This window comes from Rhodococcus sp. 21391 (assembly GCF_016772255.1).
In the GTDB taxonomy this organism is placed as follows: Bacteria; Actinomycetota; Actinomycetes; order Mycobacteriales; family Mycobacteriaceae; genus Rhodococcus_F; species Rhodococcus_F opacus.
The window spans coordinates 145436-163453 of sequence record NZ_CP063782.1 but is presented as its reverse complement, the minus strand read 5'-3'; the positions used below and the strand labels follow the sequence as shown (position 1 = coordinate 163453).

Below are 18018 nucleotides of genomic sequence, written 5' to 3'. Positions count from 1 at the left end.
AAGTAGAGGAGTAGTTGTGGGTCGAATTGAAGGCAAGGTCGCCCTGATCACGGGAGCGGCACGAGGCCAGGGGCGAGAGCACGCGATTCGCCTCGCCGAGGAAGGAGCGGACATCATCGCGGTCGATGTCCCGCGGGAGATCATCGACATCGGGTACGAAGCCGGCACGGCCGACGAACTCGCCGAGACCGCCCGTTTCGTCGAAAAACTCGGTCGCCGCGTCATCACGTTCGAGGTCGACGTCCGCGACGCCGAGGCCCTGACGAACGGGGTGAACGGGGCTGTCGCCGAACTCGGTCGACTCGACATCGTCTCCGCCAACGCGGGCATCGCGAGCAACCCACACCTGGCGCACGAGATTCCCGAAACGACGTGGCAGCAGATGCTCGACATCAACCTCACCGGTGTCTGGCATACGGCCAAGGCAGGCATCCCGCATCTGATCGAAGGCGGCCGGGGCGGCGCGATCGTCCTCACCAGCTCGGCTGCGGGGCTGAAGGGTTACGCCCGCATTGCCCACTACGTCTCCGCCAAGCACGGTGTCGTCGGGCTGATGCGCAGCCTCGCGAACGAACTCGCTCCGCACGGCATCCGAGTGAACTCCATCCACCCCACTCAGGTGGATACCCCGATGATCCAGAACGAGGGCACGTACCGAATCTTCCGCCCGGACCTCGAGGCTCCGACCCGGGAGGACTTCGAGCCCGCGTCGGCGTCGACGAACGCCCTGCCGATTCCGTGGGTGGAGCCGCGGGATGTCAGCAATGCGCTGTTGTTCCTGGTCTCGGACGAGGCACGGTACATCACCGGCGCCACCCTGCCCGTCGACGCGGGATGCCTGATCAAGTGACCGACACGCACCATGGGCCCCTCGCCGGAATCCGAGTCCTCGAACTCGCCGGCGTGGGGCCCGCCCCACATGCAGCACTCATGCTCGCCGACCTCGGCGCCGACGTCGTCCGGGTTCAACGCCCCGACCCCTCCAGTACCCCGGCCCCGGACCCCACGCTGCGCGGACGTCGAATCATCACCGCGAACCTGAAGGACCCGGACGACCTCGACGACGTCCGGGCGCTCGCGCTGAAGGCCGACATCCTGATCGAAGGATTCAGGCCGGGAGTCGCAGAGCGGCTCGGCCTGGGCCCGGACACCTTTGCAAACGTCAATCCCGGCTTGATCTACGGGCGAATGACCGGGTGGGGTCAGGACGGCCCGTGGGCCGCAAAACCCGGCCATGACATCAACTTCATCGCTGCCACGGGCGTACTGAACGCGATCGGACCGGCTGAAGGTCCTCCGTTACCGCCACTGAATCTCATCGGCGATTTCGGTGGCGGCTCGATGTTCCTGATCGCGGGGCTGCTGGCCGCGCTCGTCGAGCGGGCACGGTCCGGACGAGGCCAGGTGGTCGACGCGGCGATGCTCGACGGAACCCTGACCCTGGCCCACTCGGTCTGGGCGATGCGAGCCGCCGGCGACTGGACCGATGAGCGAGGTGCCAACGTGCTCGACGGGGGTGCACCGTATTACGACTGCTACCGGACAGCCGACGGCGGCTACATGGCTGTGGGAGCGATCGAGCCGCAGTTCTATCAGGCGCTCCTCGACGGTCTCGCCATCGAGGAAGCACCCGATCGCGACGACCGGTCCCGATGGCCGGAGCTGCGTGAGCTGTTCGCAACAGCGTTCGCGACCCGGAGCCGCGCCGAGTGGGAGACAGTCTTCGACTCGATCGACGCCTGCGTGACCCCGGTGCTGTCATTCGACGAAGTGTCCGGTCAGCCTCAGGTGGCCCACCGGCAGGCGATCGGTCCTCGCGACGGCGTTCTGCAGCCCGGTGCCGCACCGCGCCTGTCCCGAACACCCAACAGAGCCGGCCAGGCCGCCGTGGTCCTGACCGACATCAGCTCGATCTGGTGAACGAGGAGCTTCGGGGCCACACCACTCAGTGACCCCGAAGCTCCCCTCCGGCAGCGACGTGCGCAATCGTGAATCGACCGCGGCCGGATCACGATCAGATCGACGACACGTCCACCGTCTCCTCCGACCGGCTGGTGGCTGCCGGCCGGTAGGTTTCGCGGGCGGAAGCGATCGCCCAGATACTCAGGACACCGGCAACGGTCACGTAGGCGCCGACCGAAAGCACGGTGCCGGTCCAGGCGAACAGGCTCGTTGCGATCAGTGGAGCGAACCCGCCGCCCAGGACTGCGCCGAGTTGGTAACCGAGGGACGCGCCCGAGTACCGCACCTCGGCGGGGAACATCTCGTAGTAGAAGGCGGCCATCGGGCCGTAGAGTGCGCCCAGTGTGATTCCAGGGAGCAGTGCCGCGAACAGCATCAACACAATGCTGCCGGTGCCGAGGAGCAACACGAACGGGAACGCCGACGCGGTGGTCGCGACTGCCGCGATCAGCAGGACTCGTTTGCGCCCAACCTTGTCCGACACCAAGGCGAACAGCGGAATCGAGGCGACGGTGACTGCGCTGGAGAGGAGAACCACCCACAGTGCCGTCGACTTCGACACACCCTCTGCTGTGGCGAACGAGACGAGGAAAACCGTCACGATGTAGTAGTACACCTGAACGACCAGGATCATCCCCGCTGCCTGCAGGACCTCGCGGGGGTGCTCACGCAGCGCAGTGACGATCGGTGACCGCGGCCGCACCGGAACATCGGCGGACTTCTGCTCGGCCGCCCGCGCCTGCAACTGCTTGAACTCGTCGGAGTCCTCGATGGTGATCTGGATGTAGAGACCAAGGGCAACCACAATCGCACTCAGCAAGAAAGGGATGCGCCAGCCCCAGGATTGGAGTGCCTCCGTGCTCATCGATGCGACGACGACCAGAAACACGAGATTGGATAGGATCACCGCGAGCGACGGACCCACCTGCGCGAAGCTGCCGAAGAAACCACGCCTATGCGGTGGGGCGTTCTCGGTCACGATCAGCATGGCCCCGCCGTACTGTCCGCCGACTGCGATCCCTTGCACTGCGCGCAGCATCAGCAGAATCACCGGAGCGGCGATTCCGATCTGCGCGTAGCTCGGAATCAGTCCGATCAGGAAAGTGGCCACGCCCATCACCAGCATCGCGACGACCAGCATGGCCTTGCGTCCGAGGCGGTCGCCGTAGTGACCGAAGATGATGCCACCGAGGGGCCGGAACAGGAACCCGACACCAAAGGTTGCAAACGCCGCGATCGTACCGACGATCGGGCTGACCTCGGGGAAAAATACCTTGTTGAAGACCAGCGCCGCCGCGGTCCCGTAGATGAAGAAGTCATACCATTCGAGCGTGCTGGCGCTCAGAGCCGAGACCAGCAACCGCCGAAGGCTCTTGCCCGCAGCCATGGTGATCAGCTCGGGTTCGGGTTGAAGGTGGACAGGACCAGGTGGCCGCCGTCGACTGGGAGCTCGACTCCGGTGACTCGGCGCGCGGCGTCGGAAGCGAGGTACACCACAGCTCCGCTGATCTCGTCGGGCTCGATCAGACCTCCGATCGCGTGCCAATGGCGCGCCGCGGCCTCGTGGTCGGCGCGGGTGGAGCCCGGCTTTCCGCCGGTCATGTCATAGCAGCCCTGCCAGTTCGTCATCGCAGTGTCGACAAATCCGGGCAGGATCGCGTTGACCCTGACGCCGTAGGGAGCGAACTCCAATGCGGCCGCTTTCATCAGACCGAGCGCACCGTGCTTGGCCGCGGTGTAGTGAGCGGCGCCGGCCTGCGCCTCCACCCCGTTGACCGATGCGGTGATGATCACCGATCCCGATCGCTGCGTGATCAATTGCGGTGCTACCGCTCTCAGGGTCCGCCACACTCCATTGAGGTTGACGTCGATGGTATCGAGCCAGTCCTCGTCGGTCAGATCCCACAACGCTCCGCGGGTCCAGATGCCGTGATTGATCACCACGATGTCGATGCTCCCGAACGCGGCAACGGTCTCCGCCACCGCAACATCGAGTGCGGATGACGAACGCGCATCCGTCCTGTGCGTGGCGACCCGCACACCCAGCGAACCAACGGACTTCGCCGCGAGCGTGAGATCCTCCTCGGTCGACAGCCCGTACTGGACCGAATCGATTTGCTCGCAAATATCGAGCAGGACGATGTCCGCGCCCTCGTTCGCGAGTGCGTGTGCGTGTGCCAGCCCCTGGCCGCGTGCGCCGCCGGTAACCAGCGCGACCTTCCCCTCGAGAGTTCCCATATCCACGATCCTTTCGATGCCGACGTCTTGATCGCTACGAACGGTAGGTGTGCCGCGGGTCACACGATGTCCTACTTCGCTACACCTCTGCCGAGCCAACGTCCCGCCCATACACAACAGCGGGACGGGGTTCGGCATCGATCACCGAACCCCGCCCCGCTGCAATGCAAATCAGCCCACGCTCACGGCACGCTCCGCCTCGAACTGCTTCTGAGCGGCCGCCTGGCCGGCGGCGGTGGCATCGGCACCGGCACGGTTGCTGTTGACCACCTGGTTGTAGCCCCGCTGACGCGAAGTGCGCGCGCCACGGAACTCCGGCGCGACCCGCTCGGCGATCAGCTCGAAGCTCCGCAGCGCGGCCGGCTGCGGAGCCCACTCACCGTGCAGAACGAGGAACTTTCCGAATCCGCCGGACTTCTCCTGCAACCGCTCGATCTGTGCGATCGCCATCTCCGGAGTACCGATGACAGCGAGGCCGCTCTCATTGACACCGTCGATCAGCGTGTCGACGTCCGGAGCGGGATCGAAGCCCGGGGTAACGTGCGAGAGATAGTTCATCAAATCCAACAGCCCGTGCCGGCAGTCCGCCCGCGCCTGTTCCTCGGTCTCCGCCACATGCATCAGACCGGTGAGACGCCACTGGTCACGAGACACGGTGCGTCCGTTCTCGGCTGCGATCTGCTCGGCGATGTCCCAGTGGCCTGCGAGCAACTCGACGCCCATCGGGTTGGTGGCCGCGAGCGAGAGGATTCCTGCCCCGTACTTTCCCGCGAGCTTCGGGCCGGTCGGCGACACCGTGGCGGTGACAGCCTTCTCGATGGTCGAGTACGGCGCAACGTGCAGGTAGGCGTCCTGGATCTTGTACCAATCCGTCTCCTCCGTGACCGTCTCGCCGTCGAGGAGACGGTGAATCACGTCGAAAGCCTGCTCCATCTTCCGCCGGCTCTCTACCGGGTCGATGCCGATCATGTGGGCGTCGTCTGCGAGCTGACCGGGGCCCGCGCCGAAGATCACGCGTCCGCGGCTGAGGTGGTCGAGCAACACCAGCCGGTCAGCAATCATGAAGGGGTGGTGATAGGGCAGCGAGACCACCCCGAGGCCCAGTTTGATCCGTGACGTCCGCTGAGCGGCGGCAGCGAGGAACATCTCCGGTGAGGACACGATCTCCACACCGCCGGAGTGATGCTCACCGATCCAGAACTCGGCGAAGCCGAGCTTGTCCATGTGCTCGACGAGCTGCAGGTCCTGGTGGATCGCGGTGTTCGCATCCGTCTCGATCTTGTGCCACGGAGCGAGGAATGCCCCGAATTCGACGGTTGCGCGTGGGTTGCCCATGATTTCTCCTGATCGACGTATCCGTATGACGGGACTCTGCTCTGTGGTCACCAGCATCCAGCCGATCGACGTACTGTGATGTAGCGCATTCGGACACCACCGCCTGCAGGGCTGACGCCCGAAATCTTTCCCGGTTGTACTGTCCGCAGCTCGAGCTTCCACACATGACGGTGGCAAACCGGATGTCCCGCAGGTGGCTCTAGCAGTGCATCATCCACCGGTGAGTCCCGTGTCCCAATATCAGACAAGTGATTCGCCCTGATTGCACCGAAACTGTTTACCGTCACGGATCGTGGCGGCAATTCCGTGGAGGAGAAGTCATGGACAGGACTGATCGGCAAATCGCACAGTTCGTCGTCATGTGGGCGCCATATGGGTGGCCGCCGGCAGACAGAACGTGGGTGGAGTTCGGGATGTCGTCCGAGCGTCTCCACGTTCGTTGCATCGAGATCATCGGCGCGGCGCGGCGAACTCGTGAATTGGCGCCTGATGAAAGAGAATTAGTCAGCCAACTCGTTTCCATAATGATGCGACGTCGGATCAAGGGAATCTTCGATCGCGTCGCGTAGGCGTATGGAGGCTGTCCAGGAAAGCGACCAACAACAAACCACCTAGTGAGACACGTTGGCATGAGCAACAACAAGGCACTCCTGAAACCACCGCGCCACGCGAGCACGGCTGGGCGCCCCTGGGCTGCCGACGGAGCCGCCGCCGATCACGACATCCTCGACTTCGCCGTACTGTGGGCGCCGATCGGCGGCCCATCAGCCCAGCACATACATGCGGCCTTCGGACTCGTAGCCGCGCACTACAGTCACCGCCTCGATGAGGCGGTGCGACGCTACCGAACTCAAAGAGCGAGTCGATGCGCCGAACGTACAGACTTGGTGTATTCGGACTCTGTACTCACGGCGATATCGTCTGGCACCGCTGCAAGGTTTACGTGAGCGCTTTGCCTCCCAGTTTTGTGACCGACGAGCCTCGCGCAGCCCAGGAGGTGGGTGGACTCCGGCAGATCGACCCAACCCACGGGATTTCCTCGCTGGGCGGATGGTCGATGATCGCGTTTGGCCGGGCGGTGGCGTTCGCGCAGGCCTCGCACATCGACGGAGTTTGCGGTCAACGAACTGGAAGCGGCTCACCAATTCGTGAAAGTCGGCCCGGGGCGCGGTGGCCGCCTCGCGGCGACTCCGTCTCCCCGGACCGCTTCCCGAACCCGGCGTGCACCTTTCAATGCACCGGGCTCTCCACAAGACCCGTTCAGGCCGCGGTGTGTTCCTCGTTGGTGTCCGGCCAGGGTGAGGGGATGACCGTACCGCGGTAGCGGTAGCGGGTCGTGCCGATCTTCTCGAGATCGATCAGCTCCCGATGCTCACTGGCGGGCCACCATCCGCCGCCGCAGTAGCGGCGGCGGAGCGTCTTCCAGGTCGACCGGGGGTGTTTTCGCCGTAGCCATCGCCACACCGTCTGCCACACATAGTGACTGAGGTAGGAAAAGACCGCGGAGGACACCCCCGCCCGGAAGTAGCCGCACCATCCCCGCAGCGACGGATTCACCCGACGCAGCAGATCATCGAGCGGCTGATTGGTTACGACCTGTCGGCACAGCATCTTCACCTTCCGTTTGACGGCCAGCACTGCCTTCTTCGACGGATAGTTGTAGATGAAGTGCTGGCTGGTTCCGCGTTTGCGGTGCCGCTGGATGCGCCACCCGAGGAAGTCCAGCCCCTCGTCGATGTGGGTGATCAGGGTCTTGTCCGGTGACAGACGCAACCCGATCGTCGCCAGCACGGCGGCGACCTCCTCCCGGAGGGCCTCGGCGTCGGCCCTGGTGCCCTTGACCATCAGGCACCAGTCGTCCGCGTACCGGACAAGCCGAAAGTTCGGCAGGCCGCGACGACGCCGTTTGGCCCGCTCCAAGTTACTGGTGCGCCATCCGCCGGGAGCCTGGGCGATGTACTCGTCCAGCACCGACAGTGCCACGTTCGCCAGCAACGGCGAGAGGACTCCACCCTATGAGCAGTGCTTGGTTATGCGTAGCGCCCGGCGGTCGGCGCTGGCGGGGACGGTGTCGACGGTCGAACGCTGCGCATAATCCTGGGCGGTTATAGGTTGGCGAGCCAACGGAGCAGATCGGGGTCTTGGTTCCATTCGGTCAGGTCGGCGGTGACGACGTCGGGGTAGACGGCTTCGAGGGCTTTGCGTTTGGCCTCGGTGGAGGCGCGCGCGTAGATCTCGGTGATGGATAGGTCGACGTGGCCGAGGATGTCACGGATGTAGGGCAGCGGAACACCTGCGTCGTAGAGGTGCATGGCTCGGCTGTGGCGCAGGATGTGTGGACTGAGGTGGGCGTTGGCGAGCGCCGCATCGGTTGCCCGGGCTTGGTATTTGCCGATGATCCAGGCGATTCCGCCGCGACTGAGTTTGTGGCGGTGTTGGTTGAAGAACACCGGATGCTCGTCCCGGCCGGGGCGATCGAGCTGCCGCTCGGTCAGGTAGGCGCTCAGCAGCGCCGTCGTGTTGGCGTCCAGCGGGACGTGGCGGGTTTTGCGGCCCTTTCCGGTCAGGGCGGCCATGGCGGGGTGATCGACACGGATGTCGCGCACGGTGAGGTCGGCGAGTTCTTGGACCCGGGCGGCGGTGTCATACAGGGTGGCCAGCAAGGTCGCGTCTCGTCTGCCGGTGCGGGTGGACCGGTCGGGGAGGGCGAGCAGCTGGCGGGTCTGTTCGACGCTCAGGTGAGCCAAACCCGGGCGTTCGTGTTTCATGGCGGGAATCGCCAGGATGTCCTGGCAGCACGCCATGCGGGCCGGGTCCTCCGATTGCATCCAGGTGAAAAACGAGTCGATCGCAGCCAGGCGCTGGTTGCTTGTCGAGGCGGTGTTGTGTCGGCTGGTGCGCAGCCAGGTGAGGAACTCGGCGATGGCGGCGGCGTCGATCAGTTCGAGGGTGAGCTTGTCCGGCGGGATGGACCGCTCGTCGCGGAAGTAGCAGATCAGCAGTTTGAACGCGTCTCGGTAGGAGGCGATCGTGTGGGGCGAGCAGCCGCGCAGCCCGGCCAGGTGGGCGGTCAGGAACCGGCGCAGGAACACCGCGAAGTCAGTGGCCATGACGCGGCCCTGCCGTCACGGGAGGGACGATATCGCCGATGGCCTGCTGCACCCGGGCGGTGATGTCCGGATAGGACTCGGCGGTCAGGCGCAGGTAGTAGTCGGTGTCGGCCACGGAGGAATGACCCATGTAGGTTTGCAGCACCGGCAGCAACGCGCCGACGTCGCGCCCCTGCGCGAACCACCGCCGTAAGTTGTTGACCGCGAACGTATGTCGTAGGTCATGCACCCTGGGGCCGTGGCCGCGTCCGCCGTGGGAGATGCGGGCCTGCCACAAGAACCGGCGGAAGTTGCGCTCGACGTTACCGAGGGTCAGGGGCTGGGTGGGCCTGCCGGGGAAGAACCATTCCCCCCGGTCCGGTCGCCCGGCGACCTGGGCGTGGTAGTCGGCGAGACGGGTGTGCAGCGCCCCGGAGACGGGTACCTGCCGGTCTTTCCCGTCTTTCGCGTCGCGGATTTGCAGCACACCGGTGTCGAGGTCGACGTCGCCGACACGGAGCAGGCGGGCCTCGGAACAGCGCAGGCCGCAGGCGTAGATCGTGCGGAACTGTCAAGCTCCGGGTTTTGTGGAGAGTCGGTTATCTGGTTTCCAGTAGTGGGATCTGTTCAAGGTTCGAGGCATGCATCATCTCGAACTCGGCGGGTGGGACCTGCCCGAGTTCGCCGTGCAACCTGCGCTCGTTGAACCAGTCGACGTATTCGGCGACGGCGATCTCGACGTCGTTGATGCCGTACCAGGGGCCCTTGTTCCGGATCAGCTCGGCTTTGAACAGGCTGTTGTACGCCTCGGCGAGGGCGTTGTCGTACGAATCACCCCGTGACCCAACGGAAGCCACCGCATCTGCCTCGTCGAGGCGGTCGGTGTAGCGGATCGCTCGATATTGCACTCCGCGGTCGGAGTGGTGAATCAGACCCGATAGGTCAGCTCCCGCACGGGTTCGCCGCCAGATCGCCATTTCCAGTGCGTCGAGCGCGAGATCGGTATACAGCGAGGTCGCGACCTGCCAGCCAACGACCATCCGGGAGAAGACGTCGATCACGAACGCCGCGTAGACCCAGCCGGAGAACGTTCGACAGTAGGTGATGTCGGCAACCCACAGCTGGTTCGGAGCGTCGGCGACGAAGCGGCGCTCGACCAGATCGGCGGGACGCTCGGTCTCCGCTGCCGGTCGTGTGGTGCGTGGACTCTTGCTCCGCACAATACCTTTCAAACCTGCTTCCTTCATCAGTCGTGCCACCGTGCACCGGGCCACCGGTGTGCCTTGGCGGTGCATTTCGGCATAGACCTTTCTGACGCCGTAGACGCTGTAATTGTCGTCGTGTATGGTGGTGATCTGTTCGGTCAACTCCCGATCACGGTTCGAACGGGCCGATTCCGGCCGCGTCTTGGCGGCGTAGTAGGTGCTCGGCGCGATCGCGGCATCGGTATCTTTCAACGTGTCGCAGATCGGCTGGACGCCGTGGTCACCTTTGAACTGGTCGATGAACTCGACCTTCACCTGTGTGGGCGGTCCAGCTCCGCCGCGAAGAAAGCCGAAGCCTGCTTGAGGATCGTATTCGCTCGGCGTAACTCTTTGACTTCGCGTTCGAGTTCAGCGAGGCGGGATGCATCGTCACTCGTGGTCCCCGGACGCAGGCCCTCGTCGATCTCGGCGCGTTTGACCCACGTCCGCAGCGCCTCGGGATGAACGCCGAGTTGGTCAGCGACGCGCTTGTAGGCGCCGGCCCTGGTCTCGGGGTCTTTGCGGGCGTCGATGGCCATCCGGGTGGCGCGTTCGCGCAGCTCGTCGGGGTACTTCCGTGGTGCGACCATGTGGATCATCCTCCCGGGTCTTGGATGTCTCCATCAAACCCGGGGCGGAGCACCTGACACCGTGTCATAGGTCCGCACCGTCGATGCGGCGCAGCCGGCGGCCCGCAGCCACGCCCGGAACCTGGCCACGATGCCGGCCTGATCGGTCGTCAGCCTGTCCACGGTGCGGGAGTAGCGGCGCAGCACCGCCCCATGAACCGCGAAGTCGTCGAGCATCTGCGCGACGCGGAACAGATACACATCGGTCGGTTTGAGCGTGCCGGCCTGCTCCTTGGCGAAGAAACCGCCGCAGGCCTGGTCGACCCATTCCATCGCCAGATTCACCGAGAACTCCTGGACCCCACGGGATGCGAAGAACCTCTCCAGGCGACGCCAGCAGCCCCGGTACCACACCATCGTCGAGGGCTTATCGCCCAGACGCACCAACTCGGCATCCAACGCGGACACCAGTTCGGACACAGTCACCATGACAGCGACCTCCAATCACGAAGGCCCGGCACCGTGCCGAGCCGTGTGACCAGAATCCCCGGGATTATGCGCAGCGTTCGACCGTCGACACCGTCCCCGCCAGCGCCGACCGCCGGGCGCTACGCATAACCCAGCACTGCTCATAGGGTGGATTATGTTCAGCTGCGCATAATCCACCCTGCGGGGTTCCGGCGGCGGTGTCCTCCAACCGGCGATCCTCGGTGAGGATGCCCGCCTTGAGGAATGCCTTCACCAGGGCCAGGACACGGTTGTCCCCGATTCGACGACGCACCCGCCCCAGCAGGGCCGTGTGGTCGATCTCATCGAAACAGGCCTTGATGTCACCCTCGACGATCCAGTCATAGCATCGTGGTCTCGTCGTAAAATGGCGCACCTCAGCCACCGCATCGTGTGCCCGGCGCTTCGGGCGGAAACCGTAGGAACACGGCAGGAAATCCGCCTCGAAGATCGGCTCCAACACCAGCTTCAACGATGCCTGGACCACCCTGTCCGCCACGCTCGGAATACCCAGTCGGCGACGCTTATGCGTCCCCGGCTTCGGAATCATCCGCTCGCGGACCGGCAGCGGGCGGAAGCTGCGGTCCTTGATGCTGCACCGCAACTCGTCAAGGAAATCCTCGACCCCGTCGACCGCCTCGATGGATCGGGCGGTACGCCCGTCCACCCCGGCGGTTCCGGCACCCTTGTTCCCGCTCACCCGATCCCACGCCACCAACAAGAACGCGGGATCGGACACGAGGTTGAACAGATCGTCGAACCTGCGATGAGGATCATCGCGAGCCCAACGGTGCAGCTTCGTCTGGATCTTCAGTACCCGTCGCTCCGCCTGATACAGGGCGTGCTCGAGTTCGTCGGTGTTCACCGGCGACCTTCCCTCCTGACCTTCCAGTCCTTCCACTGCATGTCTTGCTGGCCCCCTTCGCCCTGCGATCGCCTCTCGCGACCTCCACAGACGGGTCGTCACTCCCGCGACTACTACGGGGCCTCCGCCCCACCTCGCAGTGCTCGGCCGGACACGAACCTTCCACCCACGCCCGGCTGGCTGCCGGGTGAGATGGCCGCACACACAAGGCGGTTCCCACGTTCACCAGGTGATCGATCGGTCAGGGAGGCACCCAGCTGTACTCCGGCAGCATCGCCGCGCCTACGCCGCAGACATTCGGCGCGGCCTCCTCACCGCTCGAGACACACAGATTCGGAGTCGAAACCCGGGCCGAACAGCCCCCAGGTTCCGTGCGCTGCATACCGGCCCGATATCCACCAGGTTTGAGCCGGCTTCGCGTTTACGGAGCGTCCACCACTGGTTCGCTCACGCTGTACCTTCTGACCTTGCTCAGCGAGCCCGCACCGTCTGGTAGTTCCAGTACGACTCACCTTCGTCGGGGCCGCTTGCCACCCTTGACCGTCGTTCCCCGGCAAGGGCTGCCCCCAGCTTCACTCAGGCCGCTGCGACGACCCGAGGGAGGCGGTCTCTCACCACCTCTCGACCAACCCAGCGCCTCGTGGCGCACGTCTCGCCCGCGAAATATTTTGCTGCCCTGCGCAGGATCTCCCGCTCGGTCTCGAGCTTCCGGATCTGGGCCTTGAGCTGCCTGTTCTCTTCCTCCAACACGGACTCGGACGATACCGCGCCCGGCGATGCCGGCCGCGCCGACCCAGCCCGGAGTTCGGCCGTGGAGGTACCGGTGCGTTTGAGTTCGGCCCGTACCCAGTTGCGCAGGGTCTCGCGGCTGACTCCCAGATCCCGGCCTATGCCCTCGAGCGTGTTGTTCGGATCGGACAGGTACAGCGCGACGGCATCGGCCTTGAACTCCGCCGAGTACGCCTTCATCGCCATCAGTGACATCTCTTCCTCTGGGACCTTCACGACCCAGTGTCCACGATGTCCACACTCGAGGGGGAACCTCCACCCTTGACTCCGAACAGGAAGGCGTCGGGCCACGGCAAGGGCCCGTGGTGCCGAACCCCATTTCGAGAGAGTCCCGACCGTGATATGGCATCACGATGTACGGATGCCCCCCGGCTAGCACGCCCACCTGCAAGATCTGGACGATATTCGGATGCCCGGACAGGCGTCCCATCGCTCGTTGTCCTCGGACGAAGCGTTCGCGGTCATCACGGTCGAGGCCGTCGAGAACCTTGATGGCGACCACGCGATCCAACGCAGTCTGTACGCACCGGTACACCGAGCCGAAGCCGCCGCGTCCCACCTCGTGGGCGTCATGAAACCCATCGTTCTGTTCTCGAGTTCGGAGGCGACAGGGGAGACGACGTTGCGTTCAGGTCCCGCCGGGTCTACATTCGCCATCTCCGAAGCCTGACTCCACTGACGCGCCGCTACTCATTGGGAACCACTACCGGAAGAATACGACCGGAGTGTGCTGATCACCACGGAATGGACACTCCCGGAAGTCGAACACAGGTGGCGCATCCGTCGTCTGGTCGCTCTGGCGCCCGCACCGCAAACCGCCGGCTCGTTGAGAGCACTTGCATTCGCGAGTATCTCCGGGCTAGGTGATCTCCTCCCCGTGCGGGACATTGTTTTTCCGCCTAGAACTCGCGACGTCCACCGCAATTGCGGCGGTGTGGTGCCGCGGTGACTTGACCGCATACGTGCTGGTTGTGGGCTTGGAGCGGCGGTCGACGGCAGCGGTTGACGGCCCCGATCCCGGCTATCGACCCGTCGTACGCCTGAACGAACAGTGCTGCGGTGTGATTGACATCACGCGTCCGGCTGTCCTACCGTTCATTCCGGTATAAGGATGAATCATTCGTATATAGGAATGTGATGTCGATGGTCGGGACTCCCCGAATTGCCGTGCTGCTTGCCGTCGCCGGAATTGTGGCAGCCGGATGTGCAGAGATGCCGAAGTCAAGCACTGAGTACTACCCATCCGGGATCGTGCGGATCATCACGCCGTTCGCTGCCGGCGGTATTTCGGACACCACCGCGCGGGTAGCGGCGAAGTGCATTGAAAATGAGCTTGGTGGAACGTTCATCGTCGAGAACCAGGACGGTGGCGGCGGGGCGATTGGTATGACCAGAGTCGCCAGCGCGGAGCCGGACGGCTACACCCTCTCGGTGGTTTCCCTTTCGACGGCGGCGCTCGTCCCTCTGGTTACTGATGGCGCGCGGTACGACGGATCCAGCTTCGACCCGATCTCCGGGATCACCCTCGCCCCGTCTGTTCTTGTGGTGAAGGGTGACAGCCCGTATCGCAGCGGGCAGGAAGCGTTGGATGCTGCCGGGCAGAAGGGTGGTTCATTCTCGGTCGCAATGCCAGGGTCGAAGGGTGTCTTTGCGCTCGCCATGAACGGAATCACCGACGCGGGCGGGCCCGGTTTCACCAATGTTCCGTTTGTCAGTAACGACCAGTCGGCGGCCGCGGTGCTCGGGGGCAACGTTGACAGCGCTTACCTGAGTACCTCGCCGGCACTGCTCGCGCAGATCACGTCGGGAGCTTTACGAGCTCTGGCGACCGGCGCAGACGCACGACTCGACTTTCTGCCCGAGATACCGACATTCACGGAACTGGGATACCCCGACTTGCCTGATTCCACGGTGAACGTCGCGCTGCTTGCTCCCGCCGGCCTCGATAGCGGTGTACGGGACACCCTCGCGAAGGCCATGGACTCGTGCCTGAAGGACCCGAAGACTGCCGAAGTGCTGGGAGCAGAGTTCGTGCGTGACGACGACGCTGGTCCCGAAGCCGTCCGCGCCGAGATCAGCTCTTCCGCAGTCCAGTGGCGCGAGGCGGTCGAGAAATGAGCGATAAGTTGGAAATCGAGGAAGGAGCGGCGACCGCAACTGTCGTCGAAAACCATCGAATTGCTCCCGCAATACTGATCATTCTCAGCGTGCTGGCCGCAGCTGAGTCGGTGCGTCTCGGGCTAGGCGAGCTCACCGAGCCGGGGCCCGGAGCTTGGCCGCTCATTACCTCCGTCGCAGTGACGATCATGAGCGTTTGGCTGTTCGCCACGGGGGTTGACCGCAGTGAACCCGCCGCGGTCAGCGACGTTGCGCGGGTGGCTGTCGCTATCACCGCAGTCGCGTTCTTCGTAGCGATGTTTCCTCTCGCGGGTATGCCCGTACCTGCCTTCGTTCTATTGGTCGTATGGCTCCGTCTCTTCGGGGAGTCCTGGCGACTCGCCATGATCACCGCGGCACTCGGCGTCGTAGGGCTGCAAATTGTCTTCGTCGAATTTCTCGGCGTACCGTTCCCGATCGGGCCGCTGGCCCCCGGAAGGTGAAGTCTCATGGATTTCTCCGGTATTCTCACCGGCGTCGAGACCACGCTGACCCCAACAAATCTGTTGTTCGTATTGCTCGGTGTACTGGTCGGAATGGTCATCGGTGTGATCCCTGGTTTGGGCCCCACCGCAACCATCGCACTCCTGCTGCCCCTGACCTACGGCCTCGAACCTGCAACAGCTGTCATCCTCTTGGCAGGAATCTATTACGGATCCATGTACGGCGGCACCATCACCTCCGTGCTGCTCCACCTCCCCGGTGAAGCGGCGTCCGTGGTGACAACCTTCGACGGCTACCAGATGGCCCGCCAGGGCAGGGCTGGCCCTGCCCTCGGCATCGCGGCGATCGGGTCCTTCGTCGGCGGTCTTGTCGCCGTTGTCGGTCTAGTTCTGCTCGCACCCGTCCTGGCTTCGGTCGCATTGAAGTTCGGGCCGCCGGAATTCGCCGTCGTCGCCCTGCTGGGGATCGTGTTAGCGGCGTATCTGGCATCGCGACGATTCGCCGCGGCCCTACTGATGGCTGCCTGCGGGCTCCTGTTGGCTACGGTGGGGCAGGACTCGATCGAGGGTAGCGCCCGATTCACGTTCGGCAGCATCGAGTTACTCAACGGTTTCGATTTCGTCGCTGTCGCTATGGGACTATTCGGCCTCGGAGAGTTGTTCCACACCCTCGAGCAATCTCGCCAATCCAACGGCAACGTCGCGCGCGTCGGTCATGTGCTCCCGTCCCGGACCGAACTGCGTCAGTCCCGCGGAGCTATCGCGCGCGGCAGCATGATCGGGTTCTTCCTCGGGCTCTTGCCGGGCGGCGGCGGTATGGTCGCCTCACTCGCGTCGTACGCGACCGAGAAGCGGCGATCGAAGAACCCGGAGCGCTTCGGTTACGGCGCCATCGAGGGCGTCGCCGGCCCGGAAACCGCGAACAACGCCGGCTCCCAGTCGTCGTTCCTGCCCTTGCTCACTCTCGGCTTGCCCCCCAATCCCGTCCTTGCCCTCATCCTCGGTGCACTGCTTATTCAGGGCATTACCCCCGGCCCCCAACTGATGCACGAGAACCCCGAGATCTTCTGGGGCGTGATTGCCTCGATGCTTCTCGGCAACGTCATTCTGCTGATCCTGAACTTGCCGTTGGTCCGGGTGTTCATCCGGATCCTGGATGTGCGGGTCGCGATCCTCGCCGCCCTCGCTGTCGTGGTCACCATGCTCGGTGTCTTCAGTATCAATAACAGCATCTTCGATTTGTGGGTAGTGCTTGCCTTCGGCGTCATCGGCTACGGGATGCGCAAATTCGGTTTCGAGCCCGGGCCGCTCGTCCTCGCATTCGTGCTTGGATCGATGCTCGAACCGGCCCTTCGACAATCGCTGCTGATCAGCGGTGGCAACGTCGCAGTGTTCGTTACCCGTCCCATCTCCGGGACCATTCTCACCCTCGCCGCCGCGTTCATGACCATCATGGCCCTGCGCTCCGTGCGTAGTCGCCGCCACCGACCGATCACCGAACGACTGCGCGAGGAGTCCCATCAATGATTGATAACAACCACACCACAACGACTTCCGCCGTCCAATCGCAGAATGAGGACCTGCCCCTGTCCGGTATCACTGTCGTCGCACTCGAACACGCGGTCGCCGTCCCCATCGCTACTCGGCAGCTCGCCGACCTCGGAGCGCGAGTGGTCAAAATCGAGCGAATCGACGGCGGCGACTTCGCGCGAGGATACGACGTCGCGGTGGAGGGCGAGCTATCGAGCGTCTTCCTCTGGACCGGCCGCGGTAAGGAATCACTTGCCGTCGACCTCAAAACTCCTGAGGGCCAGCAGATAGTCCTCGATTTACTTGATTCCGCCGACGTGTTCATGCAGAACCTGAGTCCTGGGGCAGTCGATCGAATCGGGCTGGGCGCCGACCATCTGACCCGGCGCAACCCGCGCCTGATCGTCATCTCCAACTCCGGATACGGAACACCAGGACCCTACGCCGGCAAACGCGCCTACGACGCACTGGTGCAGGCAGAATCCGGTGCAGTGGCCGTCACCGGCAACAAGGAGGTGATGGTCAAACCGGGCTTCTCGGCCGCAGATGTCGCCAGCGGGATGTACATGACCTCGGCAGCGATGATGGCGCTGTTCCAACGCGAGCGCACCGGACGGGGAACCGTGATCGATGTTGCGATGATCGACGCAATGACCGACTTCATCGCTAACCACATCTACTACGCTCAGCACCACGGCAGCCCAGCTGAACGGATCGGCCTCGGCCACCCGTCCCTCGTGCCTTACGGTGAGTACGCCACCCGAGACACACCCGTTGTCATCGGCATCCAGAACGACCGCGAATGGGCACGCCTCGCCGAGAAGGTAATAGCCCGGCCAGAGCTGGTTACCGACCCGAGGTACGCCACCAATGTGGCCCGCGCGCGGCGCCGCGACGAAGTCGACACTCTGGTCGCGACGGCCTGCCGGGAGTTCACCGCCGCCGAGCTCACCACGTTGCTCGACGACATCGGGATCGCGTGCGCCCGTATCAACACTCTCCCAGTCGTCGCCGAACACCCGCAACTCGTCCAACGTGACCGATGGGTCGAGACCCCCACCCCCGTAGGACCGGTGCGCACACTGCGCCAAGTAATAAACGAACGCGGAAAGGACTACCCAGTACGCCCGGTGCCCGCACTAGGTGAGCACTCCCGGCAACTACTCGGCGAGCTCGGCCGCTCTGCGGCGATGATCGAGGATCTTCTCGAGCGGAGAATCGTCGCGGAAACCTCCGGCGCTACAGCTCTCGCAGGAACCGGACGCTCCGTGTGAGGAACGATAGACTTTC

General features: G+C 64.3%; 14 protein-coding genes, 3 pseudogenes and 1 other annotated feature. Of the genes and pseudogenes, 6 read left to right on the top strand and 11 right to left on the bottom strand.

Features of this window, described 5'->3' with window-relative positions; translation table 11 throughout:
* Window positions 1-16: 16 nt before the first annotated feature.
* Window positions 17-850, top strand: coding sequence for a mycofactocin-coupled SDR family oxidoreductase (locus GO592_RS35455; protein ID WP_007299612.1), 834 nt, complete (start codon window positions 17-19; stop codon window positions 848-850).
* Window positions 847-1920 carry a CaiB/BaiF CoA transferase family protein gene (locus GO592_RS35450; protein WP_007299613.1) on the top strand — a complete coding sequence of 358 codons (1074 nt, stop codon included), beginning with the start codon at window positions 847-849 and terminating at the stop codon, window positions 1918-1920. The genes GO592_RS35455 and GO592_RS35450 overlap by 4 nt, the downstream gene beginning before the upstream one ends.
* Window positions 1921-2014: 94 nt before the next feature.
* Here GO592_RS35450 and GO592_RS35445 read toward each other — a convergent pair whose 3' ends face one another.
* The 11 genes and pseudogenes from GO592_RS35445 to GO592_RS46720 all read right to left on the bottom strand — a co-directional run.
* The gene (locus GO592_RS35445; RefSeq protein ID WP_007299614.1) at window positions 2015-3349 is read right to left on the bottom strand and encodes an MFS transporter; all 1335 of its coding nucleotides are present in this window, start codon (window positions 3347-3349) and stop codon (window positions 2015-2017) included.
* Window positions 3350-3354: 5 nt separating this feature from the next.
* The gene (locus tag GO592_RS35440) at window positions 3355-4200 is read right to left on the bottom strand and encodes a mycofactocin-coupled SDR family oxidoreductase (RefSeq protein WP_007299615.1); all 846 of its coding nucleotides are present in this window, start codon (window positions 4198-4200) and stop codon (window positions 3355-3357) included.
* A gap of 171 nt (window positions 4201-4371) precedes the next feature.
* On the bottom strand, window positions 4372-5535 hold the full coding sequence (locus GO592_RS35435; RefSeq protein WP_007299616.1) for an LLM class flavin-dependent oxidoreductase: 1164 nt from the start codon (window positions 5533-5535) through the stop codon (window positions 4372-4374).
* Between the two features lie 1260 nt (window positions 5536-6795).
* Entirely contained in the window at window positions 6796-7530 is a 735-nt protein-coding gene (locus GO592_RS35430; RefSeq protein WP_007299618.1) for a group II intron maturase-specific domain-containing protein, read from the bottom strand.
* 110 nt (window positions 7531-7640) lie between these two features.
* Entirely contained in the window at window positions 7641-8645 is a 1005-nt protein-coding gene (locus tag GO592_RS35425) for a tyrosine-type recombinase/integrase (RefSeq protein WP_007299619.1), read from the bottom strand.
* Window positions 8635-9183, bottom strand: a complete 549-nt coding sequence (locus GO592_RS35420) for a tyrosine-type recombinase/integrase (RefSeq protein WP_082325000.1) — start codon at window positions 9181-9183, stop codon at window positions 8635-8637. The genes GO592_RS35425 and GO592_RS35420 overlap by 11 nt, the downstream gene beginning before the upstream one ends.
* A gap of 40 nt (window positions 9184-9223) precedes the next feature.
* Window positions 9224-10458, bottom strand: a protein-coding gene (locus GO592_RS35415) for an IS3 family transposase (RefSeq protein ID WP_237720557.1) whose coding sequence is annotated in 2 segments (ribosomal slippage) — window positions 9224-10179 and window positions 10179-10458 — 1236 coding nt in all. Because the reading frame shifts where the segments join, the coding sequence is not laid out codon by codon here.
* Window positions 10052-10180 (bottom strand) — a sequence feature (AL1L pseudoknot). Its footprint overlaps the gene before it by 129 nt.
* Window positions 10459-10491: 33 nt before the next feature.
* A complete protein-coding gene (locus tag GO592_RS35410) occupies window positions 10492-10926 on the bottom strand; it encodes a hypothetical protein (RefSeq protein ID WP_007299623.1) in 435 nt (144 codons plus the stop codon).
* A gap of 169 nt (window positions 10927-11095) precedes the next feature.
* Window positions 11096-11809: pseudogene (locus GO592_RS35405) on the bottom strand (reverse transcriptase domain-containing protein); the annotation flags it as partial.
* A 654-nt stretch (window positions 11810-12463) separates the two neighbouring features.
* Window positions 12464-12784, bottom strand: a pseudogene (locus GO592_RS35400) (transposase); the annotation flags it as partial.
* A gap of 193 nt (window positions 12785-12977) precedes the next feature.
* Window positions 12978-13133: pseudogene (locus tag GO592_RS46720) on the bottom strand (hypothetical protein); the annotation flags it as partial.
* Between the two features lie 602 nt (window positions 13134-13735).
* Between GO592_RS46720 and GO592_RS35390 the strand changes: the two are divergent.
* Genes GO592_RS35390 through GO592_RS35375 form a run of 4 tightly spaced genes read left to right on the top strand, consistent with a single transcriptional unit; the run spans window position 13736 to window position 18002 of the window.
* Entirely contained in the window at window positions 13736-14716 is a 981-nt protein-coding gene (locus GO592_RS35390; protein WP_007299627.1) for a tripartite tricarboxylate transporter substrate binding protein, read from the top strand.
* Complete coding sequence (locus GO592_RS35385; RefSeq protein WP_007299628.1) at window positions 14713-15198, top strand: tripartite tricarboxylate transporter TctB family protein; 486 nt, start codon at window positions 14713-14715, stop codon at window positions 15196-15198. The genes GO592_RS35390 and GO592_RS35385 overlap by 4 nt, the downstream gene beginning before the upstream one ends.
* Before the next feature lie 6 nt (window positions 15199-15204).
* Complete coding sequence (locus tag GO592_RS35380; protein WP_007299629.1) at window positions 15205-16725, top strand: tripartite tricarboxylate transporter permease; 1521 nt, start codon at window positions 15205-15207, stop codon at window positions 16723-16725.
* Complete coding sequence (locus GO592_RS35375; RefSeq protein WP_007299630.1) at window positions 16722-18002, top strand: CaiB/BaiF CoA transferase family protein; 1281 nt, start codon at window positions 16722-16724, stop codon at window positions 18000-18002. Before GO592_RS35380 ends, GO592_RS35375 begins: the two co-directional genes overlap by 4 nt.
* The last annotated feature ends 16 nt before the right edge of the window (window positions 18003-18018 follow it).